The sequence below is a fragment of the Curtobacterium flaccumfaciens UCD-AKU genome (genome assembly GCF_000349565.1).
Classification (GTDB): Bacteria; Actinomycetota; Actinomycetes; order Actinomycetales; family Microbacteriaceae; genus Curtobacterium; species Curtobacterium poinsettiae.
The window spans coordinates 75,064-99,179 of record NZ_KB714629.1 but is presented as its reverse complement, the minus strand read 5'-3'; the positions used below and the strand labels follow the sequence as shown (position 1 = coordinate 99,179).

Genomic DNA, 24,116 nt, shown 5'->3' with positions numbered 1-24,116 from the left:
CCGAGTGAAGCGGTGTGCCCGTACGGGCCCCGGACAGTCGTCGTCGACTGTCGAGCTTCATACAACACGAGTTCACCCGGGTGCGCCAGTGTTTTCCCCCTTGGTCGGCTGCTTCCCAGAGCGCCCCACTACAATCGCCGGGTCCGTCCGCCGAGCAGGGGAACGCCGAGCGGACACCGATCAGGAGGACGACGCACCGATGAACAACCGCCCCGAGGGTGCTGCCCGCGCCGCGCGGAACGAGCGCCGTGAAGCCGCCCGCCAGCGAGCCCAGCGTGCCCGGACCCAGCAGAAGCGACGCCAGCGCGGTGTCCGGCTCGGACTGCAGATCGGGCTCGGGGTCGTGCTCCTCGCCGCCGCGACGATCGTCACGCTCGTGCTGGTCGACTCCGTGAAGCCCGCCGGGCCCGGACCGTCGACGATGTCGCAGGGCGGCATCACGATCGGACAGGACCTGAAGCCGGTCACCGCGTCCGCATCCGGATCGGCCTCTGCCGCCCCGAGCAACGCCGAGACCGACGGTGCCGGGACCGTCCGGATCACCCTGTACGTCGACTACCTCTGCCCCGGCTGCGGCCAGTTCGAGCGGGCCAACGGTGACTACATCAAGGACCTGGTCGACTCCGGGGCGGCCACGGTCGACATCCACCCGGTCGCGATCCTGTCGAACCGCTCGCAGGGCACGAAGTACTCGCTCCGCGCCGCGAACGCCGCTGCCTGCGTCGCCGAGCACTCGCCGAACCAGTTCTACGCGGTCAACCAGGCGCTCTTCGCGAAGCAGCCGGACGAGGGCACGGCGGGCCTGACGGACGCGGAGCTCACCGACGTCGTCACGGGTGTGCAGGGACTCCAGGAGCGCAGCGCCGTCCGGAGCTGCATCACCGACCAGGACTACGCCAAGTGGGTGGACGAGCAGACGTCGAAGGTGTCCGACGGCACCATCCCCGGGTCGACGCTCAAGGAGTTCCCCGGCACGCCGCTCGTGCTCGTGAACGGCCAGCGGTACGAACTGACCTCGCCGGTCACGAACGACGACTTCCGCACCTTCGTGGTGACGGCCGCCGGGACGACCGACGCGACCCCGACGCCCACCCCGAGCGCGACCCCGACGCCCACGCCGACCAAGCGCTGACGTCCGGACGAGCGCTGACGTCCGGACGAGCGCTGACGCGCTGACCACGGACGGGAGGCCCGGTGCCGGCTGGCACCGGGCCTGACGTCCGCAACGGCGCGGCTACAGGGCCGAACCCGGGATGCTCAGGGTGTCGCAGTGCGTCGCACCCTGCTGGTAGCCCCGCAGGAACCAGCGCTGCCGCTGCTCGCTCGACCCGTGCGTGAACGAGTCCGGGTCGACGCGGCCGGTCGCACGCTCCTGGATGCTGTCGTCGCCCACCGCACTCGCCGCCGACAGGGCGTCCGTGATCTGTGTGCGGGTGATCGGCTCGAAGAAGGTCTCGCCGTCCGCGTCCTCGGTGGTCGCGGCGTCGCCGACCCAGGCTCCGGCGTAGCAGTCCGCCTGCAGCTCGACGCGGACGCTGTCCGACGACGCCCCCGTGCCGGAGCGGTCGGTGCTCGCGAAGGATCCCTGCAGCTGCTGGATGTGGTGCCCCCACTCGTGCGCGACGACGTACATCTGCGCGAGCGGACCGCCTGACGAGCCGTACTGCGACTGCAGGTCGTCGTAGAACGCGGTGTCCAGGAAGACCGCCCGGTCCGGCGGGCAGTAGAACGGGCCGGTCGCGGCGGACGCCTGCCCACACGCGGTGTCGGTGGAGTCCTGGAACAGGAAGAACTCCGGCGAGGTGTACGAGATGCCGAGGGATCGTGCCTCGGACGTCCAGTAGGCGTCGAGGGACTCTGCTGCGCCCTCCATCCGGCACTCGACGCGCAGGTTGGCATCCCGCCCGGTCCGGCACTCGGGGGCGGCGTCGGCGGACTCGCCCCCCTGCTGGATCGTCGTCAGGCCGTTGTCGCCGCCGACGATCCCGCTCAGGTCGACCCCCGTGAACTGCAGGATCAGGAACACCACGACGGCGCCGACACCCACGGCACCACCGCCGATCGCCGTGGTGCGACCCCGCCGCTTGACCTTGCCGCCCCGGAGCCGAGCATCGTCGTTGAACGTCATGGCCCCGAACCTACCGATCAGCGGCCCCGCGTAGCGTCGGCGGCGTCGGCCACCCCGACACCTGACGTACACCTGTCGTACAACCGGAAGGAACCGCACGATGGCCACTCCCATCAGCACCGTGATGAGCCCCGCCCGCTACGTCCAGGGCAAGGACGCGATCACCCGCGTCGGCGAGTTCATCGCCCCGATCGGCAAGCGGCCCCTGATCGTCGCCGACGACGTGGTCTGGGGCATCGTCGAGACCGCCGTCACCGAGAGCTTCCGGTCCGCCGACCTGGCCGTCGAGCGTGTCGGGTTCGGCCGCTTCGCCACCCCCGAAGCCGTCGACGAGCTCGTCGAGCAGATCGCCGCGAAGGACGCCGACGTCATCGTGGGACTCGGCGGCGGCTCCGCCATCGACGCCGCGAAGGCCGCCGGACACCTGGCCGGCATCCGGTGGGCGAGCGTCCCGACGGCCGCGTCCACCGACGCCCCCACCTCGGCGCTCGCCGTCATCTACACCGCCGAGGGCGAGTTCATCGAGTACCGCTTCTTCCCGCACAACCCGGACCTCGTGCTCATCGACACCAGGCTCGTCGCCAACGCCCCGGTGCAGTTCCTGGTCGCGGGCATCGGCGACGCGCTGGCGACCTGGGTCGAGGCCCGTGCCGCGAAGCGTGCCAACGCCGACACCATGGCCGGCGGCCTGCAGACCCAGACCGGCGTCGCGCTGGCCGAACTGTCGTGGAAGCTCCTGCACGAGAACGCCCTGCAGGCCATCGAGGCCGTCACGGCCAAGGTCGTCACCCCCGCGCTCGAGAAGGTCGTCGAGGCGAACACGCTGCTGTCCGGCCTGGGGTTCGAGTCGGGCGGGCTCGCCGCCGCCCACGCGATCCACAACGGGCTGACCGCCGCTCCGCAGGCCCACGGCCTGGCGCACGGGCAGAAGGTCAACATCGGCACGATCGCGCAGCTCGTGCTCGAGGGGGCCCCGGCGGAGGAGATCGAGGACTTCGTCGTCTTCACCACGAAGGTCGGCCTGCCGAACACCCTGACCGAGATCGGCCTGACGGTGGACGACCGCGACGTGCTGCAGGCCGTGGCCGAGGCCGCGACGGCGGAGGGCGAGACCATCCACAACATGCCGTTCCCCGTCACGCCGGAGCTCGTGGTCGACGCCCTGGTCGCGATCGAGGGCATCGCGCGCAGCATCCGCGCCGAGCACGGTCTGCCGGAGCCCGTGCTGTACGAGCACCACTGACCCCGGCGCGGGATCAGGTGCGGATCAGCGGTTCCATCGTCGCCAGGTCCGCACCGATCCCGACGTCGACGAGTTCGATCCGACCCGCGAGGGTGGCGGCGGGTCCGGTCAGCAGTCCGGCCTTCACGCCGCCGAACGTGACGGTGACGTCGGCGTGCAGGACGTGGTCGTCCGCGACGCCGCCGGTGTCCACGTCGACGCCGCTCGGCACGTCGACCGCGACGACGAACGGCGCGCGCTGGTCGCGGGCGAGCTCGCGGATCGCGTCCACGACCTCGCGGGCGGGGGACCGCAGTGCGGTCGCGCCGTGCACCCCGATGCCGAGGATGCCGTCGAGCACCAGGTCGGCCTCCAGTGCCGCCTCGGTCGCGACGGCGGCCAGGCGCTCGCCGTCGCTCCGGCCGGCTGCCCGCAGGATGTCGGCCGCTCCGCCCGCGTTCGGTCCCGAGGTGCCGGACGCGCCGTCGAGCAGACGGGCGCCGGCGTCCAGCGCCGCTGCCAGGCCGGCCGCGTGGACACGGGAGCCGACGCGCAGGACCGCCACGTGCCTCCCGGCTGCTGCCAGGCGAGCACCCGCGAACAGGGCGTCCCCGCCGTTGTCGCCGCTGCCCGCCAGCACGAGGACCGATCCCGGCCCGTCGACCGGCCGCACGGCCGGGTCGTCCAGCAGGTCGCCGACGATCCGCGCGAGCCCTGCGGCGGCTCGCTGCATGAGCGGTTCCCCCGCGTCGAGGTGGGGGCGTTCCGCCGCCCGGATCTGATCGCCGCCGTAGCCGTCCATGGCGACCACACTGCCCCGATACGCTGGAGAGGACATGTCACTCGTCCCCGAAGCGCCCCGCCCCCGGTTCGTGATGTCGCCCGACGGGCTGCGACTCGCGACCTACGACTTCGGCGACCCCGACGCCCCGGCCGTCATCGCGGTGCACGGGTTCGCCTCCGGCGCGGTGCTCAACTGGCACGCATCGGGCTGGACGCGACACCTGGTCCGTGCCGGCTACCGCGTGCTGGCGCTCGACCAGCGGGGGCACGGCGCGAGCGCGAAGCCGCACGATCCGGGTGCCTACTCGATGGACCTGCTCGTCGCCGACGTCACCACGGTCATCGACACGTACTTGCTCGACGACGTCGCGTACCTCGGCTACTCGCTCGGCGCCCGCGTCGGCTGGCACACCGCCGAACGCCTGCCGGGCCGGATCTCGCGAGCAGTCTTCGGCGGGATCCCGGACGCCGACCCGATGCGCCGCGTCCGCGTCGACCAGGCGAAGGCCTACATCGCCGACGGCACCCCGATCGAGGACCGCGTGACGAACGGCTACCTGACGATGGCGGGCAACGTCGAGGGCAACGACCTCGGCGCGCTCGTGGCCATGGTCGAGGGGATGCGGAACAGCATCGAGCCGACCCCGCAGAACGCCCCGGCGCAGCCGCTCCTGATGGCGGCCGGCAGCGAGGACGGCATCCGCGACAGCGCGGTCCGGCTCGCCGAGGCCGCACCGGACGCCACCTTCTTCGAGATCCCGGGGCGCAACCACTTCAACGCACCGACCTCGCGGCCGTTCCGCGAAGCGGCGCTGCGGTTCCTGTCCGCCCCGCGCTGAGGGGTACTCGTGGGTCCCCTCGGTCGGACCCCACCGGGCGTACCGTCCCCGCCATGGACTACAGACTCCTCGGCAACAGCGGGACATCGGTGTCGACGCTGACCCTCGGCACCATGACGTTCGGCAGCGAAGCCGACGAACCCACCTCACACGCCATCCTCGACGCCTTCGTGGCCGCCGGTGGCACGCTCGTCGACACGGCGGACGTCTACTCCGGCAACGAGTCCGAGCGGATCATCGGCCGCTGGCTCGCAGCACACCCCACCGAGGCGGCGCAGGTCGTCCTCGCCACCAAGGGCCGGTTCCCGCAGGGCGACGGTCCGAACGACCTCGGGCTGTCCCGACGACACCTGCGCGTGGCCCTCGACGCCTCGCTCGAACGGCTCGGCGTCGACCACATCGACCTGTACCAGATGCACGCCTGGGACGCCCTGACCCCCATCGACGAGACCCTGCGGTTCCTCGACGACGCCGTGTCCGCCGGCAAGATCGGCGCGTACGGGTTCTCGAACTACCTCGGCTACCAGGTCACCAAGGCCGTCTACGAGGCGAAGGCGCACGGCTGGGCACCGCCGGTCACCCTGCAGCCGCAGTACAACCTGCTCGTCCGCGACATCGAGCACGAGGTCGTGCCCGCCTGCCTCGACGCCGGCATCGGCCTGCTGCCCTGGTCGCCCCTGGCCGGCGGCTGGCTGTCGGGCAAGTACCAGCGCGACGAGGCCCCGTCCGGCGCCACCCGCCTGGGCGAGAACCCGGAGCGCGGCATGGAGGCGTGGGAGGCCCGCAACGGCGACGAGCGCACATGGGAGGTGCTCGACGCCGTCTCCGAGGTGGCCGACGCCCACGACGCGTCGAAGTCGCAGGTCGCACTCGCCTGGCTGCTGGCCCGGCCCGCGGTCACGAGCGTGATCCTCGGTGTCCGCACCCTGTCGCAGCTCGAGGACAACCTCGGTGCCGCCGACCTGGTGCTCACCGACGACGAGCTCGCCCGGCTGACCGACGCCAGCGCGCCCCGCATCGACGACTACCCCTACGGCACCGCGGGCGTCGCGCAGCGGGAGCGGAAGATCACCGGCGGGCGCTGAGCCGGCGGGCGCTGAGTCGGCGGGCGTCGGCCGGACCGCGCCGTTTCGCGTTCGTGCACATCGTGCGGATTTCCGCGGATGTGGGGTCAGGGTGTGGACGCGCGGGTCGGTGAGGTGTCATCCTCGTCGCACGACCGGCTGGTTACCGCGTCCAGCGCCCGGAACGCCCCCTGATCCGCGTTCCGTGTGCCGATGCCCCGGGCGAGACTTCGCCCGGGGCATCGCTCTGGGGCCGGCAGCGGGACTTGAACCCGCAACCCCCGTATTACAAGTACGGTGCGCTACCAATTGCGCCATGCCGGCTGACGCCGCTCATCCTACCGGTGAGGGCGTCCGGGGCTCACTCGCCCGACTTCTCCGAGAAGTTCAGCGAGATCGAGTTCATGCAGTACCGGTCACCGGTGGGGGTGCCGAACCCGTCGGGGAACACGTGGCCCAGGTGCGAACCGCAGCTCGCGCACCGGACCTCGGTCCGGGCCATGCCGAGCGAGTTGTCCTCGATGAGCTGCACGGCGTCGGGGTTCACCGACTCGTAGAACGACGGCCAGCCGCAGCCGGAGTCGAACTTCGTGCCGCTCTTGAACAGCTCCGCGTTGCAGGCCGCACAGGTGTAGACGCCGGCGCGCTCCTCGTCGAGGAGTTCACCGGTCCACGGTCGTTCGGTCCCCGCCTGGCGGAGGACGGCGTACTGGTCCGGGGAGAGCTCCTCGCGCCACTGGGCGTCGGACTTGTCGACGTTGTATGCCATTGGTTCCTCCTGCTTCCGGTCGGGCTCTTCCGGGCACTCCCGACCACTTCAGTAAACTCGCCACGATGTCCGAGCATTCCGTGCACCACGCCCGCTGGACCCGTCTGACGACGGACGCACTGTACGGCATCGTCGTGCTGCGCAACCGCGTGTTCGCGCTCGAGCAGCGGGTCACCGCCGAGGACTTCGACGGCCGTGACCGCGAGCCCGACACCGAGCACTGGTGGTTCGGCACGGACACCGCTGCGGTTGGGTACCTGCGGCTCATCCGCCCGGCGGTGGACGAGGTCCACCCGGACGGCGCCGAGTCGCCGGCGTGGGTCATCGGGCGGGTCGCGACCGACCCGGAGCACCGCGGGCAGGGGATCGCCGGCCGGCTCGTCGCCGCCGTCCTCGACGAACACGGACACGACCCGTTCGTCCTGCACGCCCAGGAGTACGTCGCGGCCCTGTACGAGCGGTACGGCTTCGTGCGGTTCGGGGAGCCGTACGTGGAGGCCGGCATCCGCCACGTCGGCATGCACCGGCCCGGGCGCTGATGGACACCCGGGCCCGGTACGCCGCCTACGCCGACCGCATCGAGGCGGTCTCACCGTCGTACGCCGCCTGGGCACGGTCGCTCGACGACGCCCTCGTCGCGCTCCTCGCCGAGGTCCCCGAGCAGCAGCGGCAGCCGGAACTGTTCTTCGCGGTCGCGCGGCGGCTGGGCGCGGACCCGTCGGACCCGGGTGCGCTCGGCGCGCTCGGCCTGGAGGCCCGCCCCGCGCTGGTCACGGCCCTCGCGTCCGCCACGGTGCAGGCCAACGACCCGCGGCGGCTCGCCCCGGTCGTCCCGCTCTTCGCGGCGCTCGCCGAACGCTCCGTACGGCCGCTCGGCCTGGTCGATGCCGGGGCTGCCGCCGGGCTGTGCTCGATCCCGGACCGGGTGACGCTCGACCACCGGACGTCGGAGTCCGGAGTGTCGGCGGAACGCGCCCCGGTGCCGTCGTCGCGCCCCGACTCCTCGGGGCGCGACGACCACGGCGGGGCGCGCACCGAGCTCGTCCGGATGCACACGGCGGTCGACGAACCCGCGGTCCGTCTCGTCGCGGACGTCTCCGGGGTCCTTCCAGCTCCGGCGAGCAGGCCGATCCGGATCGGCGCACGGATCGCCCTCGACCCGAACCCGATCGACCTCGCCGCAGCGGGCGCGTTCAACCGGTTGGTCGAGGCCGTCCCGCCCGAGGCGACGGACCGGATCGCCCTGATGCGGGAGGCGGCGCGCGCGACGCTCGCCGTCCCTCCAGACCGGCTCGTCGGCACGCTGCCGGGTGACCTCGACCGTGCACTGGACGCCCTGCCGGACGACGTCGAACCGGTCGTCCTGACCACCGGGACCCTGGTCTACGTGCCGGGCGCGGACCGGCAACGGTTCGTGGACCGGATCCGTCAGCGGGGGGTGCACTGGATCGCCCTCGAGCGCACCGGGATCCTGCGCGATGTGGCCGCGACGCTCCCCGATGACGTCGACGCCGCTGACCCGGACGCGTTCGCGACGGCCTCGATCGACGGGGTCGCGGTCGCCGTCTCCGACCCGTTCGGTACCCGCGTGCGCTGGTTCCGTGCGCCGAACCTGTGACCAGTGTTCGCGACAGTCCAGCCCCGTGCCAGGGTCCGGATCGACTCCACCCCTACGATGTGCGAGACCCGTTACCCGACCGTGATCGGAACCGCCGTGACCAGCCCCACCGACGAACGCAGCACTGAGCAGCTCAGTGAGCTCGCCCAGCGCGTGCTGTCGTTCGAGCAGGACCGGGCACGGCACGACCGCACGAAGGAAGCGGAGATCCGGGTCGAGTTCGAGATGTCGGCGGCGCGCTACTACCAGGTGCTGAACCGCGTGATCGACTCGCCCGCGGCACTCGCGTACGACCCGCAGCTCGTCAGCCGGCTGCAGCGGCTCCGGCACGCGCGCACCAGCGCCCGGGCCACGCGCAGCTTCGTCGCGCCAGGCGTGGCTCCCGAAGGACGTGAAGAGGAACGATGAGCACGAGATTCCCCCGAGACCGGTTCGACGACGTCGCCGACGGCCCGCGGGTCGGTGCGCACCGCGGTGCCCAGCGTCGCGGCCGTGGCTGGATCGCCTTCGCCTGGGCGGCACTCGCCACCGGGGTGCTCGTCGGCATCGGCGTGCTCGTGCTCGCCCTGCTGAACGGCAGCTACTCCTTCAACAGCTCGGACTCTCCGTCGGCGTCCACGTCGGCGTCCGCCACCGCGAAGCCCTCGGCGACGTCGAAGCCGTCCGCGTCCTCGTCGGCCGGATCGGGCTCCGCGGGGTCCGGCGCGGGCAGTGCCGCGGCCGCGACGCCGGCGCAGCAGGGCACCACCACCGTGGTGGTCCTGAACGGCACGACCACCACGGGCCTGGCAAGCCGGGCGAGTGCGGCGCTGACCGGTGCCGGCTGGCAGGTCGCCTCGACCGGTGACGCCGGCACGACGGGCTCGACGTCGACGATCGTCTACTACCAGCAGGCGTCGCAGGCGGCGGTCGCGCAGGGCATCGCGAAGCAGCTCGGGGTCACCGCGGTGCAGCAGTCGGCGGCGTTCCCGAACGCGGACGTGAGTGTCGTCCTCGGCGCGGACTACACCGGTTGATCCCGGCACCACCGCGTTTTTCGCGCATTGTGTGACGGGTGTGTTTCGGGCACGTTGAATTCTGACGGAATCGACGTGAAACAACGTCACACCTCTTGCCTGATCCGGCGCGTTCGGTCAGAGTCCCATGCAGACGACGATCACGTCGTTCCGCACTGCAGTACCAGGGAGCAAGAGATCATGGCCAACGGAACCGTGAAGTGGTTCAACGCTGAAAAGGGCTTCGGCTTCATCACCGTGGATGGAGGGGGCCAGGACGTGTTCGTGCACTACTCGGCCATCGACATGTCGGGTTACAAGGTCCTCGAGGAGGGCCAGGCCGTCGTGTTCGACGTCGGGACCGGGTCGAAGGGCCCGCAGGCAGAATCCGTCCGCCCCGCCTGAGCACCACCACTTCCAGAACGCGCCGTCCCGTCAGGGGCGGCGCGTTCGTCGTGTGCGGGGGTGAGGACGGGTGCGGGGAGCGCGACCGCGGCGGTGGTGCGGGGTCCGCCGGACGTGGCGTGTCCTGGGAAGTCGTCACGAGCCTCCCGACTGTGTTGCACTCGCACCCGTCGAGTGCCAGAATCGGCGTTGGCACTCGCTCACGCTGAGTGCCAGCACGACCCCCAAGACGACGTCCGGGAGGGACGAAAAACCACATGGCTAAGATCATTGCTTTCGACGAGGAGGCCCGCCGTGGCCTCGAGCGCGGCCTGAACCAGCTGGCCGACGCCGTGAAGGTGACGCTCGGCCCGCGCGGCCGCAACGTCGTCCTCGAGAAGAAGTGGGGCGCCCCCACGATCACGAACGACGGTGTCTCCATCGCCAAGGAGATCGAACTCGACGACCCGTACGAGAAGATCGGTGCGGAGCTCGTCAAGGAGGTCGCCAAGAAGACCGACGACGTCGCCGGTGACGGAACGACCACCGCGACCGTCCTCGCCCAGGCCCTCGTCCGCGAAGGCCTGCGCAACGTCGCCGCCGGTGCCGACCCCGTGTCGCTCAAGCGCGGCATCGAGAAGGCCGTCGCCGCCGTCTCCGACCAGCTCCTCGCCAACGCGAAGGACATCGAGACCAAGGACCAGATCGCCGCGACCGCGTCGATCTCGGCCGCTGACCCGACGATCGGCGCGCTCATCGCCGAGGCCATCGACAAGGTCGGCAAGGAAGGCGTCGTCACCGTCGAGGAGTCGAACACCTTCGGCACCGAGCTCGAGCTCACCGAGGGCATGCGCTTCGACAAGGGCTACCTGTCGCAGTACTTCGTCACCGACCCCGAGCGTCAGGAAGCCGTCTTCGAGGACGCCTACATCCTGATCGTCAACTCGAAGATCTCGAACATCAAGGACCTCCTGCCGGTCGTCGACAAGGTGATCCAGGCGGGCAAGCAGCTCCTGATCATCGCCGAGGACGTCGACGGCGAGGCCCTGGCCACGCTCGTCGTGAACAAGATCCGCGGCATCTTCAAGTCCGTCGCCGTCAAGGCTCCGGGCTTCGGCGACCGCCGCAAGGCCATGCTGCAGGACATCGCGATCCTCACCGGTGGCCAGGTCATCTCGGAAGAGGTCGGCCTCAAGCTCGAGAACGCGACGCTCGACCTGCTCGGTCGTGCCCGCAAGGTCGTCATCACCAAGGACGAGACCACGATCGTCGAGGGTGCCGGCGACGCCGAGCAGATCGCCGGCCGTGTCCGCCAGATCCGTGCCGAGATCGAGGCGACCGACTCCGACTACGACCGCGAGAAGCTCCAGGAGCGCCTCGCGAAGCTCGCCGGTGGCGTCGCCGTCATCAAGGCGGGTGCCGCGACCGAGGTCGAGCTCAAGGAGCGCAAGCACCGCATCGAGGACGCCGTCCGCAACGCGAAGGCTGCCGTCGAAGAGGGCATCGTCGCCGGTGGTGGCGTCGCCCTCATCCAGGCCGGTGCCGTCGCACTCGAGGCCCTCGAGCTCGAGGGTGACGAGGCGACCGGTGCGAACATCGTCCGCGTGGCCATCGACGCGCCGCTCAAGCAGATCGCGCTGAACGCCGGTCTCGAGCCCGGCGTCGTCGCCGCCAAGGTCCGCGAGCTCGAGTCGGGTTGGGGCCTCAACGCCGCGACCGGCGAGTACGTCGACCTGATCGCCGCCGGCATCATCGACCCCGCCAAGGTCACGCGTTCGGCGCTGCAGAACGCTGCGTCGATCGCCGGTCTGTTCCTGACCACCGAGGTCGTCGTCGCCGAGAAGCCCGAGCGCACCCCCGCTGCTCCGGCTGGCGACCCGACGGGTGGCATGGACTTCTAAGTCCGCCTGACGGAAGGGCCCCGCACGCTGCGCGTGTGGGGCCCTTCCGTGTGTGTGGGGGGTGCGGGCTGCGGGTGGGCCTGTTGGTCACGACACCCCGCTCAGGCTCGCGGCGCGGTCACGAACCGTCGGTTTGGCCGCTTCCCGTCGACACTTCGTGACCGTCCGGCGGCGCAGGAGCGGGGAGTCATGACCGGCTCGTGGATGCGGCTTGCTCGTGTCGCGCCTCACCACTCCCGCACAGGAGGCCCGACTCACCTCGTTCTCCACAGGTTCCGAGCGCAGGTGGTCGGCTCGCGTGCCCTGCAGCGACCATGACGGCATGCCAGCTGCCCGTCGCCTCCCCGCTCCGTTCGACCGATCCACCTTCCGCGTGGCCGATGCCGTGGGTGGTGGCATTCATCCGGAACGACTCCGACGTGCCGACCTGGCAGCCCCGGTCCACGGTGTCCGCGCTCCGATCGACTCGGTGGACTTCATCGACGCCGTCGCCCTGGTCATGCGTCCCGACCAGTTCTTCAGTCACACGACCGCCGCTGCGATCTGGGGTGCGCCACTGCCGCAGTCGGTGCAATCGCTCCGGACCGTGCACGTCTCCACTGTGGGAGACGGGGTCCGGATGCGTCGGCCGGACGTGATCGCGCACCGCATCCGTCGGCCGACCGTCGTCGAACACCGCGAGCGCCGGGTCAGTTCGCCCGCGCAGATGTGGTTCGAGTGCGCCGGTGTCGTGGACCGTGACGGCCTGGTCGCGATCGGGGACCACCTCGTCGGAGTGTCGGGTCTCGCGACTGCGGACGACCTCCGTGCTGCGATCCGTCCCGGCACACGCTTCGCGCTCGCTGCTCGGCGCGCGCTGGAACTCGTCCGGGCCGGGGCGGAGTCGCCGCAGGAGACCTGGCTCCGTCTGGCAGTGGTCGAAGCGGGGTTCCCCGAGCCGGAGCTGAACGTCGACGTGCACGACGGTGCGGGACGGTTCCTCGGCCGCGTCGACATGGCGTGGCCGGAGTTCGGCATCGCGTTGGAGTACGACGGCGATCACCACCGCGAGCGTGACACCTTCCGACACGATCAACGACGGGACAACGGGTTCGTGGTGAACGACTGGCTCGTGATCCATGCAACGGCGTCGGACGCCCACCGGCCCGCAGTGTTGTTCGAGCGGCTCCGGCAGGCGTTCGAGGTCCGTGCGGTCGGAAACCGTCGGCGCTCGGCGTGAGAGCGGCATGTGCCACGCGGACGAGTACTTCGTCGGGCGGTCACGACATGTCGTCGGCTGTGCGCCGGTCGGTCACGAACTGTCGGTCAGCGAGTGCGCAGACGACAGATCGTGACCACTCGGCGGCCGTGAACGGGGTGTTGTGACCAGCCGGGACGCCGCGGGACGCACGGCCCTCGCCGGTCAGGCGGTCAGGCGGCGAAGTCGCGGGGGAGCAGGGGGAGCCAGACGCGGAAGGTCGCGCCGCCGCCCTCGGTGTCGAAGACCTCGACCGAGCCGTGGTGCGCCGCGACGATCCCGGACACGATGGCGAGTCCGAGACCCGAGCCACCGGTGTCGCGTGCGCGTGAGGTGTCGGCACGCCAGAAGCGCTGGAAGATCTTCTCGCGCAGCTGCGGCGGGATGCCCTCACCATGGTCGATCACGTCGAGGTGCGCCATGCCGCGCTCGTCGTCCACGCCGATGCCGATCTCGATCGGGTCGTCGTGCGCCGTGAACCGCATGGCGTTGCCCATCAGGTTCGTGACGATCTGGCGGATCTTGTTCTCCTCTGCCAGGACGATCGGCGGGCGCTTCGGCAGCACGACCGTGGGCAGCGGCGTGGTCTCGTCGGTCGGTGTGGCGCCGGCGTCGATGTTCATCGCGCGCGTGCGGCGGGCTCGGAGGCGCGCGATGGTCTGGCGCGAGAACGCGATCGGGCCCGTGGTGTTCGCCGAGGTCGGCGACACGGGCGGTGCCTCGCCGGTGTCCGGAGAGACGACGGACGACGGGGACGACGACGGACGGACGGCCTGCGGCACGCTCTCGCCGGTCAGGGAGTCCTCGACGAGGACCTGGATCTCGCGGTCGGGGTTGGAGGCCATGGTGTCGAGCGCCGAGTCGCGGGCGATGGCGACGAGGTCGACGGGGCCGAGCTCGAGCGGCTTGGACTCGTCGATGCGGGCGAGCTGCAGCAGGTCCTGCACGAGCAGGCCCATCCGCTGCGCTTCCTTCTCGATGCGCTCCATCGCCTGGGCGACGTCTTCTTCCTTGCGGAGGGCACCCATCCGGTACAGCTCGGCGTACCCGCGCAGGGACACCAGCGGGGTGCGGAGCTCGTGGGAGGCGTCCCCGACGAACCGGCGCATCTGGTCGATGGTGCGCTCACGGTCCTCGAACGCGGAGTCGATCCGCTCGAGCATCACGTTGAGGGAGCGGTTGAGCCGGCCGACCTCGGTGTTCGGGGTGTCGGCTTCGAGGCGCTGGTTGAAGTCACCGGCGGCGAACCGGGCCGCGGTGTCCTCGACGTCGCGCAGCGGGTCGAAGGTCGCGGTGACGAGCAGCCGGGTGAGCATGGCGCCGAGCAGGATGACCGAGGCGCCGAACCCGAGGAAGATCGCGGTGAACTTGCCGATCGTCTCGTCGGTGCCGGCACTGGAGACCGCGATGAGCACGTAGCCGGTCTCGGTGGTGCCGTCGGACTGGTTCTGCAGCGACGCCGGGATGATCTGGGCACGCCACTCGTGGTCGTGCTGGCTGTCGTACAGCGAGATGCGCTGGTTCGACTGCGCGGCCTGCACCAGGGTGGCCTCGCGGACGTCGGGCCGACTCGACGCCTTCGTCTGGCAGATCCGGTCGCCGTCGGCGTCGTACGCGGCGACGTAGGCGCTCTGCGACACCACGACGGACAGCTTGCAGTACTGCTCGCCGTCACTGATGTTCTGGCCCTCGAGCTGCTCGGTCGTCTGCTTGACCGTGTTGTCGAGCTGCTGCATGAGGTAGGTGGACAGCACCGTCATCGTGCCGAGTCCGGCGACGAGCAGTCCGAGCGCGACGAGGAGCACCGTGATCCCGGTGATCTTGGTGCGCAGGGAGATCCCGTCCCACCAGTGGTTCATTCGCGTGTGCATGCTGCCTCAACGATAGACAGCGGCCGCCCGGTGAAACCGGACGGCCGCCGTGAAGTCGAGCCCCGAGGGGCCCTGGCCCCTAGGAAGCCTTGGACGCCTTCAGCATGTAGCCGAAGCCGCGCTTGGTCTGGATGATCGGCTCGGCGGAGTACTGGTCGAGCTTGCGGCGCAGGTACGAGATGTAGCTCTCGACGATGCCCGCGTCGCCGTTGAAGTCGTACTCCCACACGTGGTCGAGGATCTGCGCCTTCGACAGCACGCGGTTCGGGTTGAGCATGAGGTAGCGGAGCAGCTTGAACTCGGTGGGGGAGAGCTCGATCTGCGCGTCACCGATCGTGACCTCGTGCGTGTCCTGGTCCATCGTGAGCTCACCGGCGCGGATGATCGCGTCTTCCTCGTCGTTCATGGTGCGACGGAGGATGGCCTTGATGCGGGCGACGATCTCGTCGAGCGAGAACGGCTTGGTGACGTAGTCGTCACCACCGACGGTGAGGCCGGTGATCTTGTCCTCGGTGTCGTCCTTCGCCGTGAGGAACAGGATCGGCGAGGTGTAGCCCGAGGAACGCAGGCGCTTGGTCACACCGAAGCCGTTCATGTCGGGCAGCATCACGTCGAGGATGATGAGGTCCGGCTCTTCTTCCAGCACGGCGGAGATCGCCTGTGCGCCGTTGCCCACCGCACGCACGGCGAAGCCGGCGAAGCGCAACGAGGTCGTCAGGAGGTCGCGGATGTTCGGCTCGTCGTCGACGATCAGGATCTTGGGGCCATCGCTCATGGTCTTATCTTCTGACTGTTCCCTCGGGGTTTCCTGAGAGCGCTTCGTACGTCAGCCCACGGGCGTCTGGACCTGGTCGGCGTCGAGGATCGTGTAGGAGTACCCCTGCTCCGCCAGGAACCGCTGCCGGTTCTGCGCGAAGTCCTGGTCGACGGTGTCCCGGGCCACGAGCGTGTAGAACGACGCGGGCAGGCCGTCCTTGTTCGGGCGGAGGAGTCGGCCGAGCCGCTGCGCCTCTTCCTGCCGGGACCCGAACGAGCCGGACACCTGGATCGCGACGGTCGCGTCGGGCAGGTCGATCGAGAAGTTCGCGACCTTGGACACGACGAGCACGTCGACCTCGCCGGACCGGAACGCGTCGTACAGCCGCTCCCGTTCGTCGACCGGGGTCGCTCCGGTGATCTCCGCCGCGTCGAGCGACGCGGCCAGTTCGTCGAGCTGGTCGATGTACTGCCCGATCACCAGGATCTGCTCACCGCGGTGCTTCTCGATGAGTTCCCGCACCACCGGGGTCTTCGCCGGCGACGTCGCGGCGAGCCGGTAGCGCTCGTCGTCGCTCGACGCCGCGTACTCCAGGCGGTCCTGGTGCGGCAGGTCGATGCGGACCTCGTAGCAGGAGGCCGGCGAGATGTAGCCCTGCGCCTCGATCTCCTTCCACGGGGCGTCGTAGCGCTTCGGCCCGATGAGCGAGAAGACGTCGCCCTCGCGGCCGTCCTCGCGCACGAGCGTGGCGGTGAGGCCGAGGCGTCGGCGGGCCTGCAGGTCGGCGGTCAGCTTGAACACCGGAGCGGGGAGCAGGTGCACCTCGTCGTAGACGATGAGGCCCCAGTCGAGGGCATCGAGGAGCGACAGGTGCGTGTACTCGCCCTTCCGACGGGCGGTGAGGATCTGGTACGTCGCGATCGTGACCGGCCGGATCTCCTTGACGCTGCCCGAGTACTCGCCGATGTCCTCCGGCGTCAGGGTCGTGCGCTTCAGGAGCTCGGTGCGCCACTGCCGCGCCGAGACGGTGTTGGTGACCAGGATGAGCGTCGTCGCCTTGACGGTCGCCATCGCACCGGCGCCGACGAGCGTCTTGCCCGCACCGCAGGGCAGCACGACGACGCCGGAGCCCTGGGCGAAGAACGTGTCGACCGCCTGCTCCTGGTACGGCCGCATGTGCCACTCGGCGGTGTCCAGGTCGATCGGGTGCGGCTGGCCCGGGGTGTAGCCCGCCAGGTCCTCGGCCGGCCAGCCGAGCTTCACGAGTTCCTGCTTGATCTGCCCACGCGCCCACGGCTGCAGTTCGACCTCCGTCGAGGACCGCATGTCACCGAGCAGCGGCTTGATCCGCTTCGACCGGATGACCTCGGCGAGCACCGACGGGTCCTCGGCGGTGAGCAGCAGGAGCGGCAGCCGCTCGAGTTCCTCGGCGGGGGAGTTCGCGATCACGGGCGCGTCGGGGCGTTCCTCGCGACGGATCACGAGTCGTCCGTAGCGCGAGACCGTGTCGCGGATGTCGACCGTGACGCTCTGCGGCACGGGGAACTTCGCGAAGCGTTCCAGGGTGTCGATCATCGCCTCGGCGTCGTGGCCCGCGGCGCGCGCGTTCCAGAGTCCGAGTCGGGTGATCCGGTAGGTGTGCACGTGCTCGGGAGCGCGTTCGAGCTCGGCGAAGGCCGCGAGCTCGTGGCGTGCGTCCTCGGCGTCGGGGTGCGCGACCTCGAGGAGCACGGTGCGGTCGCTCTGCACGATCAGCGGTCCGTTCATGACCTGCCAGCCTAGCCGTCAGCGCCTGCGTACTGGTGACCGCACGGCTCAGGCGTCGCTCTCGACCGACACGACGAGCGACAGCGGCAGCGTGCGCTCGACGTCGACGGCGGTGTCCCGCCCGCGGACGCGTCCGGCGGCGACCGACGTCGGCACGATCGAGAACGGTCGCTCCGAGCCGTCCGGCATCCGGACGGTCACGCGGATCGGCGTGCGCCCGCGGACGGCCAGGTCGATCTGCCGACCGAGCCACTCCTGCTCCGGCTCCGCGTCGCCGCGCCGGGTCGTCAGGCGGAGCCGTTCGACGAGTGCGTGCGCCGACTGCTCCGGCGAGCGTCCGGTGGGGCTGCGCCGGCCGGGAGGCCCGTGGTGCGCCTCGGGACGGGCTGCGGTCGTCAGGACGGCCGGGTAGCGCTGGTCCTCGAGCGCGTTGTGCACGACGTGCGGCGGGTAGCGCGTGGTCAGCGTCGTCAGGTCGGGCCGGTCCCAGGCGAGCTGCCGGAGTTCGGCGTCGACCCCGATCAGGTCGAGCTGGTCGGGGGTGCCTCGGACCTCGGTGCCGACACCGCCGGGTCCCCGGTCGACGACGATGCTGCCGTCGCGTCCGGCGACCTGGTCGATCAGGTAGGCCAGGGGCTGCGGGATGCCGGTGGCCGACAGCCGCCCGAGCAGCGCCAGCAGGTCGTCGCGGGAGTGTCCGGCCCGGAACGCCGTGCGCAGGGTGTCCTCGGAGATGCGGTACCGCGCCGCGAGCCCCGGTGCCTCGAGCACGGCGACCGTGCGCAGGGCGTCGTCGTCCACCGGCGCGAGGGGGCCCGGCGCGATGACGGTGAGGTCGTGCTGCAGGTAGACCCGTTCGACGGTGCCCGGCAGGTCGTCGGCGGCCTGCTCGGCGTCGCCGTCGAACAGCGCCCGGCCCGTGCTCGTGACGAGACCGTCGACGGTCAGGCCGAGCGACGCCGCGGTGCCGGCGACGTCGAGCAGCAGGGCGTCGAGCCAGCGGGATCCGGCCGGGTAGGCCCAGCGTCCGAGCGGTACGAGGTCGCGCAGGTCGCCGTCGGCCAGCGCGAGCACTTCGTGCACGGCCGGCGGGAGGGTGTCCGACCATGCGGCCACCAGCGACACCCAGCGCTCCGGCCAGCTGGCGAGCAACCAGGCGTGCCCGGCGTCGGTGACGATCCAGCGTCCGGTGTCGGGGTCGGCGAACCCGATGCCGTCGAGCAGCGCCAGGCGACCGGCGACGAGTTCGGCGTCGGTGCCGATGCGCTCCGCGAGGGTCCGGGCGAGCGGCATGCCGATCCCGCCCTTGACGAGTTCGCGGACCGCGCCGGCGTCGACCGCCCGCAGCAGCTCGGCGAGCACGGTCATCGTCGCGAACGCCTGTTCCGCTCCCGTGGTGCGCGCACGCGCGAGCGCCGCGGCATCGAGGACGGGAGCAGCGGGGCGGACCTGCTCCGGGCCTCCAGGCTGTTCGTCGAGTGAGGTGAGGTCGGGGTGGGCGGCCACGCGTGCGGCGACCGCGTCGTCGACGGCGCCGTCCTGGTCGGCCAGGCCGAGCTCGACCGCGGGGCCGAGCGCGTCGACGGCACCGCCGTCGCGGAGCGCCAGGATCGTGGCGCGCGGCAGGTGCTCGACGGCGGCGTCCACAGCATCGTCGCCGCGGAGCGCCTCGGCGAGGTCGAAGAAGTCGGTGATGCGCTGCGGGCCGGTCTCGGCGAGTGCAGCGGTGGGGAGTCGCCTCGCCGCGACGAGGCGCTGGAGCGCGTCGTCCGGCATCGCCCGGAGTCGGGCGGCGAGGTCGGCGGTGGTCGTCATCGTCCGGTGCCAGCGTCCGGGGCGGACGTCAGCGAGCCGTCCGGTTCGCTCGTGCGCGACGCGTCCAGGTGATGGCGAGGAGCGTGAAGACCAGCACCATGCCGATCGGGAAGCCGATGAGCGGGACCGCCATGATCACCGGCCACGGCATCGACGCCTGCGCACTCGAGGCCGTCAGCCACATGACGATGATGGCCGCCATGCAGAGGAAGGCAGCGATGAAGATGCCACCGATCATGAACGCCAGAGCGCGTTCGGTACGATTGAACGTCAGCGGGGGTTCTGCGGAATCCTGCGGGTTCCCGGTTGATCGGGTCGGATTGGCCATCGACCCAGGATATCCGACGCACCACGGCCGTACCACGACCTCGAGGAGTCCACGCATGCCCACCGGCAAGGTCAAGTTCTACGACGACGACAAGGGCTTCGGCTTCATCACCGGAGACGACGGCGACCAGGTGTTCCTGCACGCGTCCTCGCTGCCCGACGGCGTCGTGACCGTCAAGGCCGGCACGCGGCTCGAGTACGGCGTCGTCCAGGGCAAGAAGGGGTCGCAGGCGTTGTCCGTGCGGCTGCTGGAACCCCAGCCGTCGCTGTCGCGGATGACCCGTCGCTCCGCGGACGACATGGCCGTGATCGTCGAGGACCTGGTGAAGGAACTCGACCGGATCAGCGGAGACCTCCGCCACGGCCGCTACCCGAAGAACGGCGATCGCATCGCCGCCATCCTGCGGCACGTCGCAGACCAGTTGGAGGCGTGACCCCATGACCGAGTCCGAGACAGCAGGGGCCGAGACGGCTCCCGACGCAGCGTCGACTGACGCCGTGTCCATCGACGCAGCGTCCATCGACGCAGCGTCCATCAACTACACCGACCTGGCGCGCGAGGCGTTGCTCGAGGTCACCCCCGAGTCGACCGTCGGCGCACCCGTCGGCACCGTTGACGAAGGGGACGGTGTCGTGTCCGTCCTGTTCGCCAACCGCCTGCCCGGGTACCCCGGGTGGCGCTGGACCGTCAGCGTCGCGAAGATCGGCGACGACGAACCCACCGTGCTCGAGGTCGAGCTGATGCCCGGGGACGGCGCGCTCGTCGCACCCGAGTGGGTTCCGTGGTCCGAGCGGCTGGCCGAGTACCGGGCCGCGCAGGAGCACGAGGCAGAGGACGGCGAGTCGGACGAGGACGACGAGTCGGACGATGACGATGACGACGACGAGTTCGACGACGACGAAGACGAGTCGGACGACGACGAAGACGACGACTACGACGACTCGGACGACGAGGACGACGACGAGTCGGATGATGACGACGACGACGAGTTCGATGCCGACGAGGATGACCTCGACGAGTCGGACGACGACGACATCGAGGGCGTGGACGTCGATGCGCTCGCCGATGTGAGCGACACCGACGCCTCCGACGGTGCCGACGAGGATGAGGCTCCGCAGTCGCCGCGCCGCCGCCGTGCCCGCCGCGTGCAGCCGGTCGAGCCCGACGCCGACCTCGAGGTGGACCAGCTCGACGCGGGCGAGGCCGACCCGGACTTCCACCGCGCCTGACGCACCCGCACCGACGAACGAACGGGCCCGGCACCACCGATCTGGTGGTGCCGGGCCCGTTCGGCGTTCCGGCGGGTGTCCCCGGCGTCAGCGCAGGGCGTCGACCGTGAAGTCGATCGCACGCACGAGCTTCGCGACGTCGTCCGGGTCGATCGCGGTGAACGTCGCGACGCGCAGCTGGTTGCGGCCGAGCTTCCGGTACGGCTCGGTGTCGACGATGCCGTTGGCGCGCAGGGTCGCGGCCACGGACTTGGCGTCGATCGAGTCGTCGAGGTCGATCGTGGCGACGACCTGCGACCGCGCAGCGGCGTCGGTGACGAACGGGGTGGCGTACTCGCTCGCCTCGGCCCAGTCGTAGATCGTCGACGACGAGGTCTTCGTGCGGAGGTCCGCCCACGCCAGACCGCCGGACTCGTTCATCCACCGGACCTGCTCGTCGAGGAGCAGCAGCGTGGAGATCGCCGGGGTGTTCAGGGTCTGGTTCAGGCGCGAGTTGTCGACCGCGTTCTTCAGCGACAGGAACTCGGGGATGTACCGGTCCGATGCGGCGATGCGCTCGATCCGCTCGATCGCCGCGGGGGAGAGCAGTGCGAGCCAGAGCCCGCCGTCAGAGGCGAAGTTCTTCTGCGGCGCGAAGTAGTAGACGTCGGTGGCGCTGACGTCGAACAGGGCACCACCTGCGGCGCTGGTCGCGTCCACGACGGTCAGGGCGCCGACGTCACCGGTCGCTCGGACGACCGGGGCCATGACGCCCGTCGAGGTCTCGTTGTGCGGGTAGGCGTAGACGTCGACGCCGTCCACCGGCTCGAGTGCGGCGAGGGAGCCGCCCGGCGCTTCGACGACGTGCGGAGCCTGGAGCCACGGGGCTGCGGCGGCCTTGGCGAACTTCGACCCGAACTCGCCGAAGGACAGGTTCTCGGCCCGACGCTCGATGAGGCCGAAGGCGGCGGCGTCCCAGAACGCTGTCGAGCCGCCGTTGCCGAGGACGACCTCGTAGCCCTCGGGGATCTGGAACAGGTCGGCGAGGCCGGAGCGGACGCTGCCGACCAGGTCCTTCACGGGCTTCTGGCGGTGCGAGGTGCCGAGGACCGTGGCGCCGCGCGTCACGAGTGCCTCGAGCTGTGCACCGCGGATCTTCGACGGACCGCAGCCGAAGCGACCGTCGGTGGGGAGGAGTTCGGCCGGGATGACGATGTCTGCCATGCACCGATCCTACCGACGCCGATCCGCATGCCCCCGCCCGTGTACCGGCCGGACGGGGTGGGTCCGGCGCACCCGCTCACCGCGTCCGATGACCCTTTCTCACGTGTGCCCGGGCGCCGGTCGGTGTTCGTCGGTGCGAACAAGTAGTGTGGTCGGCGCTGGGCCCAGACATGAGAGGCGGACCGTGACCGATCTCGTCGACACCACGGAGATGTACCTTCGCACCATCCTCGACTTGGAGGAAGAGGCGATCGTGCCGCTGCGCGCGCGCATCTCCGAGCGCCTCGGCCACTCGGGTCCGACCGTCTCCCAGACCATCGCCCGCATGGAGCGCGACGGCCTGGTCGTCGTCTCCGGTGACCGGCACCTGGAGCTCACCGACGAAGGCCGTTCCCGCGCCACCCACGTGATGCGCAAGCACCGTCTTGCCGAGCGCCTGCTGGCCGACGTCATCGGACTCGACTGGGCGTTCGTGCACGACGAGGCATGCCGGTGGGAACACGTCATGAGCGAGCAGGTCGAGGTCCGTCTGCTCGAGATGCTCGGCAACCCGACCGAGTCGCCGTACGGCAACCCGATCCCCGGGCTGGCCGAGATCGGTGGCCCCGCGGCCGCCGGGTTCCTCGACGGCGTCCAGAACATCGTCGCCGCGACCGAGGGCACCGACGCCGTCGCGACCGGCGTCATCCGACGACTGGGCGAGCCCGTGCAGTTCGAGCCGGAACTCCTGCACCAGCTCCGGACGGCCGGTGTCATGCCCGGCCGGGTCGGCAGTGTGCAGCGTGCGGGGGCCTACGTGGCGGTCCGTGTCGAGGGCGAAGACTCGGGCATCGAGCTCCCCATCGAGGTTGCCCAGCACGTCTACATCGAGCGCGACTGACCCCTCCGGGGTCGTCCCTGAGAGTCTTTACCGATTCGTTACCTCGTGGCGTTTTGTCTCGACACGGTAACGACGCCTCCGTACACTCGTCCGAGTCGCCGTGCTGCCCCTGAGCCGGAGACCCGTGGCAGGACGTCTCGAACCCGTCTCCTGCCTCGATCGGAAACGATGACGAACGGATGGGGTTGCACACCGCCGGACACCCACGGCGGCGTGATGACGAGACGTTGGAGACACACCTCTTGACGCAGACCGGTACCGCCGCGGACGACCAGACGCCCGCGAACCCGACGAACACCGAGAACGCCACCACCGCCCCGCTCACCCGGCGGGCCGTGCGCGAGACCGAGGGCCGAGCCGTCCGCAAGGTCGTGCCGGTGCGCTCCGCTCCGCTGCCCGGCGGTCGTCGTGCCGCGCAGGCCGCCGCCGCCGCGAGCACCGCGAAGGCCAGCTCGGTGTCGCGGAAGCGCAAGTTCCTCGCGCCCGTCGTCCTCACCGTCGCCGCCGGCATGTTCGGGACGGTCGCGGTCGCTCCGGCCTTCGCCGCGACGTCCGCCAGCAACTCGACCGTCGCCGCGGACGCCCAGCGTCAGGTCCGCGCCACGCAGAGCCAGGAGCTGTCGGTGTCCGACGCCGTGGCGCTGGCGGACACGAGCCGTGACGGCTACGGCGCCACCTCCACCGCGACGCTCAACGCCGAGAAGGCGGCCGCGCAGGCAGCCGCCGACCAGGCTGCTGCAGCGAAGCAGGCCGCAGCTCAGGCGAAGGAGACGCAGGCCGCCCGCGCCGCGACCGCGAAGCAGTACGCCTCGTACACCGGGCCGTCCGCGGCGGAGTACGCAGCCAGCTCGTCGGCGGCGAACACCCCGTTCTCGCTGCCGGCCGTGGTCAACACCGCCAAGCAGTACATCGGCACCCCGTACGTCGTCGGCGGCGCTGACCCCTCGGGCTTCGACTGCTCCGGCTTCATCATGTTCGTCTACGCCCAGTACGGCATCAACCTGGCGCACTCGGTGCCGCTGCAGGACCAGGCCGGCACCACGATCCCCGAGTCCGAGGCGCAGCCCGGCGACGTCGTCATCTTCAACAACGAGGCGCACGACGGCTTCTACATGGGCAACGGCATGATCATGGACGCCCCGAAGCCCGGTGGCGCGGTGTCCATCCGCCCGATCTGGACGAGCGACTACCACATCGTCCGCTTCGGCATCTAGCGAACACTGCCCCCGGGGGAGTGTGAACTTCTCCAGAACCGGCCCGCACACCCTCGTGCCGGGCCGGTTTCTGGGTTAACCTGACGCTGCACCGGTCCGCACCGGCGCGAAC

The 24,116-nt window shown here is 70.7% G+C and carries 24 protein-coding genes and 1 tRNA gene; 15 read left to right on the top strand and 10 right to left on the bottom strand.

The window, feature by feature from the left end; all coding sequences use genetic code 11:
* Positions 1–199: 199 nt before the first annotated feature.
* Complete coding sequence (locus tag H489_RS32695) at positions 200–1,132, top strand: DsbA family protein (RefSeq protein ID WP_017888060.1); 933 nt, start codon at positions 200–202, stop codon at positions 1,130–1,132.
* A gap of 102 nt (positions 1,133–1,234) precedes the next feature.
* Here the strand turns inward: H489_RS32695 and H489_RS32690 are convergent, their stop codons facing one another.
* Positions 1,235–2,128: a neutral zinc metallopeptidase gene (locus H489_RS32690; RefSeq protein ID WP_017888059.1), complete on the bottom strand. Its 894-nt coding sequence runs from the start codon at positions 2,126–2,128 to the stop codon at positions 1,235–1,237.
* 100 nt (positions 2,129–2,228) lie between these two features.
* On the opposite strand from H489_RS32690, the gene H489_RS32685 reads away from it, so the two are divergent.
* Entirely contained in the window at positions 2,229–3,371 is a 1,143-nt protein-coding gene (locus tag H489_RS32685) for a glycerol dehydrogenase (protein WP_017888058.1), read from the top strand.
* Between the two features lie 13 nt (positions 3,372–3,384).
* Here the strand turns inward: H489_RS32685 and H489_RS32680 are convergent, their stop codons facing one another.
* Complete coding sequence (locus H489_RS32680; RefSeq protein WP_031260218.1) at positions 3,385–4,188, bottom strand: NAD(P)H-hydrate epimerase; 804 nt, start codon at positions 4,186–4,188, stop codon at positions 3,385–3,387.
* Here H489_RS32680 and H489_RS32675 point away from each other — a divergent pair.
* Complete coding sequence (locus H489_RS32675; RefSeq protein WP_017888056.1) at positions 4,187–4,972, top strand: alpha/beta fold hydrolase; 786 nt, start codon at positions 4,187–4,189, stop codon at positions 4,970–4,972. The two genes, H489_RS32680 and H489_RS32675, sit on opposite strands and share 2 nt — an antisense overlap.
* A 53-nt stretch (positions 4,973–5,025) precedes the next feature.
* Positions 5,026–6,057 carry an aldo/keto reductase gene (locus H489_RS32670; protein WP_017888055.1) on the top strand — a complete coding sequence of 344 codons (1,032 nt, stop codon included), beginning with the start codon at positions 5,026–5,028 and terminating at the stop codon, positions 6,055–6,057.
* 227 nt (positions 6,058–6,284) lie between these two features.
* Here the strand turns inward: H489_RS32670 and H489_RS32665 are convergent.
* Positions 6,285–6,360: transfer RNA gene (locus tag H489_RS32665), tRNA-Thr, on the bottom strand.
* Positions 6,361–6,397: 37 nt separating this feature from the next.
* Positions 6,398–6,805, bottom strand: coding sequence for a peptide-methionine (R)-S-oxide reductase MsrB (gene msrB, locus H489_RS32660; protein ID WP_017888054.1), 408 nt, complete (start codon positions 6,803–6,805; stop codon positions 6,398–6,400).
* A 65-nt stretch (positions 6,806–6,870) separates the two neighbouring features.
* Between msrB and H489_RS32655 the strand changes: the two genes are divergently transcribed.
* From H489_RS32655 to H489_RS0119650, 7 genes are all read left to right on the top strand, one after another.
* On the top strand, positions 6,871–7,344 hold the full coding sequence (locus tag H489_RS32655; RefSeq protein ID WP_031260216.1) for a GNAT family N-acetyltransferase: 474 nt from the start codon (positions 6,871–6,873) through the stop codon (positions 7,342–7,344).
* A complete protein-coding gene (locus H489_RS32650; protein ID WP_017888052.1) occupies positions 7,344–8,423 on the top strand; it encodes a DUF2332 family protein in 1,080 nt (359 codons plus the stop codon). The genes H489_RS32655 and H489_RS32650 overlap by 1 nt, the downstream gene beginning before the upstream one ends.
* 96 nt (positions 8,424–8,519) lie before the next feature.
* Positions 8,520–8,831 (top strand): DUF3263 domain-containing protein, encoded by a 312-nt coding sequence (locus tag H489_RS0119655; RefSeq protein WP_231564081.1) that lies wholly within the window; start codon positions 8,520–8,522, stop codon positions 8,829–8,831.
* Positions 8,828–9,439, top strand: coding sequence for a LytR C-terminal domain-containing protein (locus tag H489_RS32645; RefSeq protein ID WP_017888050.1), 612 nt, complete (start codon positions 8,828–8,830; stop codon positions 9,437–9,439). Before H489_RS0119655 ends, H489_RS32645 begins: the two co-directional genes overlap by 4 nt.
* A 180-nt stretch (positions 9,440–9,619) precedes the next feature.
* On the top strand, positions 9,620–9,823 hold the full coding sequence (locus H489_RS32640) for a cold-shock protein (protein ID WP_017888049.1): 204 nt from the start codon (positions 9,620–9,622) through the stop codon (positions 9,821–9,823).
* 257 nt (positions 9,824–10,080) lie between these two features.
* Positions 10,081–11,703: a chaperonin GroEL gene (gene groL, locus H489_RS32635; protein WP_017888048.1), complete on the top strand. Its 1,623-nt coding sequence runs from the start codon at positions 10,081–10,083 to the stop codon at positions 11,701–11,703.
* Between the two features lie 322 nt (positions 11,704–12,025).
* On the top strand, positions 12,026–12,922 hold the full coding sequence (locus H489_RS0119650; RefSeq protein WP_152427318.1) for a hypothetical protein: 897 nt from the start codon (positions 12,026–12,028) through the stop codon (positions 12,920–12,922).
* 191 nt (positions 12,923–13,113) lie between these two features.
* Here the strand turns inward: H489_RS0119650 and H489_RS32630 are convergent, their stop codons facing one another.
* The 5 genes from H489_RS32630 to H489_RS32615 all read right to left on the bottom strand — a co-directional run bounded on the left by H489_RS32630 (position 13,114) and on the right by H489_RS32615 (position 19,388).
* Positions 13,114–14,811: a sensor histidine kinase gene (locus H489_RS32630; RefSeq protein WP_031260211.1), complete on the bottom strand. Its 1,698-nt coding sequence runs from the start codon at positions 14,809–14,811 to the stop codon at positions 13,114–13,116.
* Positions 14,812–14,890: 79 nt separating this feature from the next.
* Positions 14,891–15,586 (bottom strand): response regulator transcription factor, encoded by a 696-nt coding sequence (locus tag H489_RS32625; protein WP_017888045.1) that lies wholly within the window; start codon positions 15,584–15,586, stop codon positions 14,891–14,893.
* A gap of 51 nt (positions 15,587–15,637) precedes the next feature.
* Positions 15,638–17,335, bottom strand: a complete 1,698-nt coding sequence (locus tag H489_RS32620; RefSeq protein WP_017888044.1) for a DNA repair helicase XPB — start codon at positions 17,333–17,335, stop codon at positions 15,638–15,640.
* 48 nt (positions 17,336–17,383) lie between these two features.
* Positions 17,384–19,150: a helicase-associated domain-containing protein gene (locus H489_RS37025; protein ID WP_017888043.1), complete on the bottom strand. Its 1,767-nt coding sequence runs from the start codon at positions 19,148–19,150 to the stop codon at positions 17,384–17,386.
* Between the two features lie 28 nt (positions 19,151–19,178).
* Positions 19,179–19,388 carry a hypothetical protein gene (locus tag H489_RS32615; protein ID WP_017888042.1) on the bottom strand — a complete coding sequence of 70 codons (210 nt, stop codon included), beginning with the start codon at positions 19,386–19,388 and terminating at the stop codon, positions 19,179–19,181.
* A 145-nt stretch (positions 19,389–19,533) separates the two neighbouring features.
* On the opposite strand from H489_RS32615, the gene H489_RS32610 reads away from it, so the two are divergent.
* Together H489_RS32610 and H489_RS37420 are read left to right on the top strand one after the other, a co-directional pair.
* Positions 19,534–19,911, top strand: a complete 378-nt coding sequence (locus tag H489_RS32610; protein WP_017888041.1) for a cold-shock protein — start codon at positions 19,534–19,536, stop codon at positions 19,909–19,911.
* 4 nt (positions 19,912–19,915) lie between these two features.
* Positions 19,916–20,707, top strand: coding sequence for a DUF3027 domain-containing protein (locus H489_RS37420; protein ID WP_017888040.1), 792 nt, complete (start codon positions 19,916–19,918; stop codon positions 20,705–20,707).
* 87 nt (positions 20,708–20,794) lie between these two features.
* On the opposite strand, the gene serC is transcribed toward H489_RS37420, so the two are convergent.
* Entirely contained in the window at positions 20,795–21,910 is a 1,116-nt protein-coding gene (gene serC / locus H489_RS32605; protein WP_017888039.1) for a phosphoserine transaminase, read from the bottom strand.
* A 184-nt stretch (positions 21,911–22,094) separates the two neighbouring features.
* Here serC and H489_RS32600 point away from each other — a divergent pair, with 184 nt between their 5' ends.
* Positions 22,095–22,790 (top strand): metal-dependent transcriptional regulator, encoded by a 696-nt coding sequence (locus H489_RS32600; protein WP_017888038.1) that lies wholly within the window; start codon positions 22,095–22,097, stop codon positions 22,788–22,790.
* Between the two features lie 242 nt (positions 22,791–23,032).
* Positions 23,033–24,004, top strand: coding sequence for a C40 family peptidase (locus tag H489_RS37020; protein ID WP_051067405.1), 972 nt, complete (start codon positions 23,033–23,035; stop codon positions 24,002–24,004).
* Positions 24,005–24,116: the final 112 nt, after the last annotated feature.

Excerpts from the sequence above, each read along its gene's own strand:
- H489_RS32695 (WP_017888060.1), top strand. The coding sequence starts at position 200 with ATGAACAACCGCCCCGAGGGTGCTGCCCGCGCCGCGCGGAACGAGCGC.
- H489_RS32690 (WP_017888059.1), bottom strand. The coding sequence starts at position 2,128 with ATGACGTTCAACGACGATGCTCGGCTCCGGGGCGGCAAGGTCAAGCGG.
- H489_RS32685 (WP_017888058.1), top strand. The coding sequence starts at position 2,229 with ATGGCCACTCCCATCAGCACCGTGATGAGCCCCGCCCGCTACGTCCAG.
- H489_RS32675 (WP_017888056.1), top strand. The coding sequence starts at position 4,187 with ATGTCACTCGTCCCCGAAGCGCCCCGCCCCCGGTTCGTGATGTCGCCC.
- H489_RS32680 (WP_031260218.1), bottom strand. The coding sequence starts at position 4,188 with ATGTCCTCTCCAGCGTATCGGGGCAGTGTGGTCGCCATGGACGGCTAC.
- H489_RS32670 (WP_017888055.1), top strand. The coding sequence starts at position 5,026 with ATGGACTACAGACTCCTCGGCAACAGCGGGACATCGGTGTCGACGCTG.
- msrB (WP_017888054.1), bottom strand. The coding sequence starts at position 6,805 with ATGGCATACAACGTCGACAAGTCCGACGCCCAGTGGCGCGAGGAGCTC.
- H489_RS32655 (WP_031260216.1), top strand. The coding sequence starts at position 6,871 with ATGTCCGAGCATTCCGTGCACCACGCCCGCTGGACCCGTCTGACGACG.
- H489_RS32650 (WP_017888052.1), top strand. The coding sequence starts at position 7,344 with ATGGACACCCGGGCCCGGTACGCCGCCTACGCCGACCGCATCGAGGCG.
- H489_RS32645 (WP_017888050.1), top strand. The coding sequence starts at position 8,828 with ATGAGCACGAGATTCCCCCGAGACCGGTTCGACGACGTCGCCGACGGC.
- H489_RS32640 (WP_017888049.1), top strand. The coding sequence starts at position 9,620 with ATGGCCAACGGAACCGTGAAGTGGTTCAACGCTGAAAAGGGCTTCGGC.
- groL (WP_017888048.1), top strand. The coding sequence starts at position 10,081 with ATGGCTAAGATCATTGCTTTCGACGAGGAGGCCCGCCGTGGCCTCGAG.
- H489_RS0119650 (WP_152427318.1), top strand. The coding sequence starts at position 12,026 with ATGCCAGCTGCCCGTCGCCTCCCCGCTCCGTTCGACCGATCCACCTTC.
- H489_RS32630 (WP_031260211.1), bottom strand. The coding sequence starts at position 14,811 with ATGCACACGCGAATGAACCACTGGTGGGACGGGATCTCCCTGCGCACC.
- H489_RS32625 (WP_017888045.1), bottom strand. The coding sequence starts at position 15,586 with ATGAGCGATGGCCCCAAGATCCTGATCGTCGACGACGAGCCGAACATC.
- H489_RS32620 (WP_017888044.1), bottom strand. The coding sequence starts at position 17,335 with ATGAACGGACCGCTGATCGTGCAGAGCGACCGCACCGTGCTCCTCGAG.
- H489_RS37025 (WP_017888043.1), bottom strand. The coding sequence starts at position 19,150 with ATGACGACCACCGCCGACCTCGCCGCCCGACTCCGGGCGATGCCGGAC.
- H489_RS32615 (WP_017888042.1), bottom strand. The coding sequence starts at position 19,388 with ATGATCGGTGGCATCTTCATCGCTGCCTTCCTCTGCATGGCGGCCATC.
- H489_RS32610 (WP_017888041.1), top strand. The coding sequence starts at position 19,534 with ATGCCCACCGGCAAGGTCAAGTTCTACGACGACGACAAGGGCTTCGGC.
- H489_RS37420 (WP_017888040.1), top strand. The coding sequence starts at position 19,916 with ATGACCGAGTCCGAGACAGCAGGGGCCGAGACGGCTCCCGACGCAGCG.
- serC (WP_017888039.1), bottom strand. The coding sequence starts at position 21,910 with ATGGCAGACATCGTCATCCCGGCCGAACTCCTCCCCACCGACGGTCGC.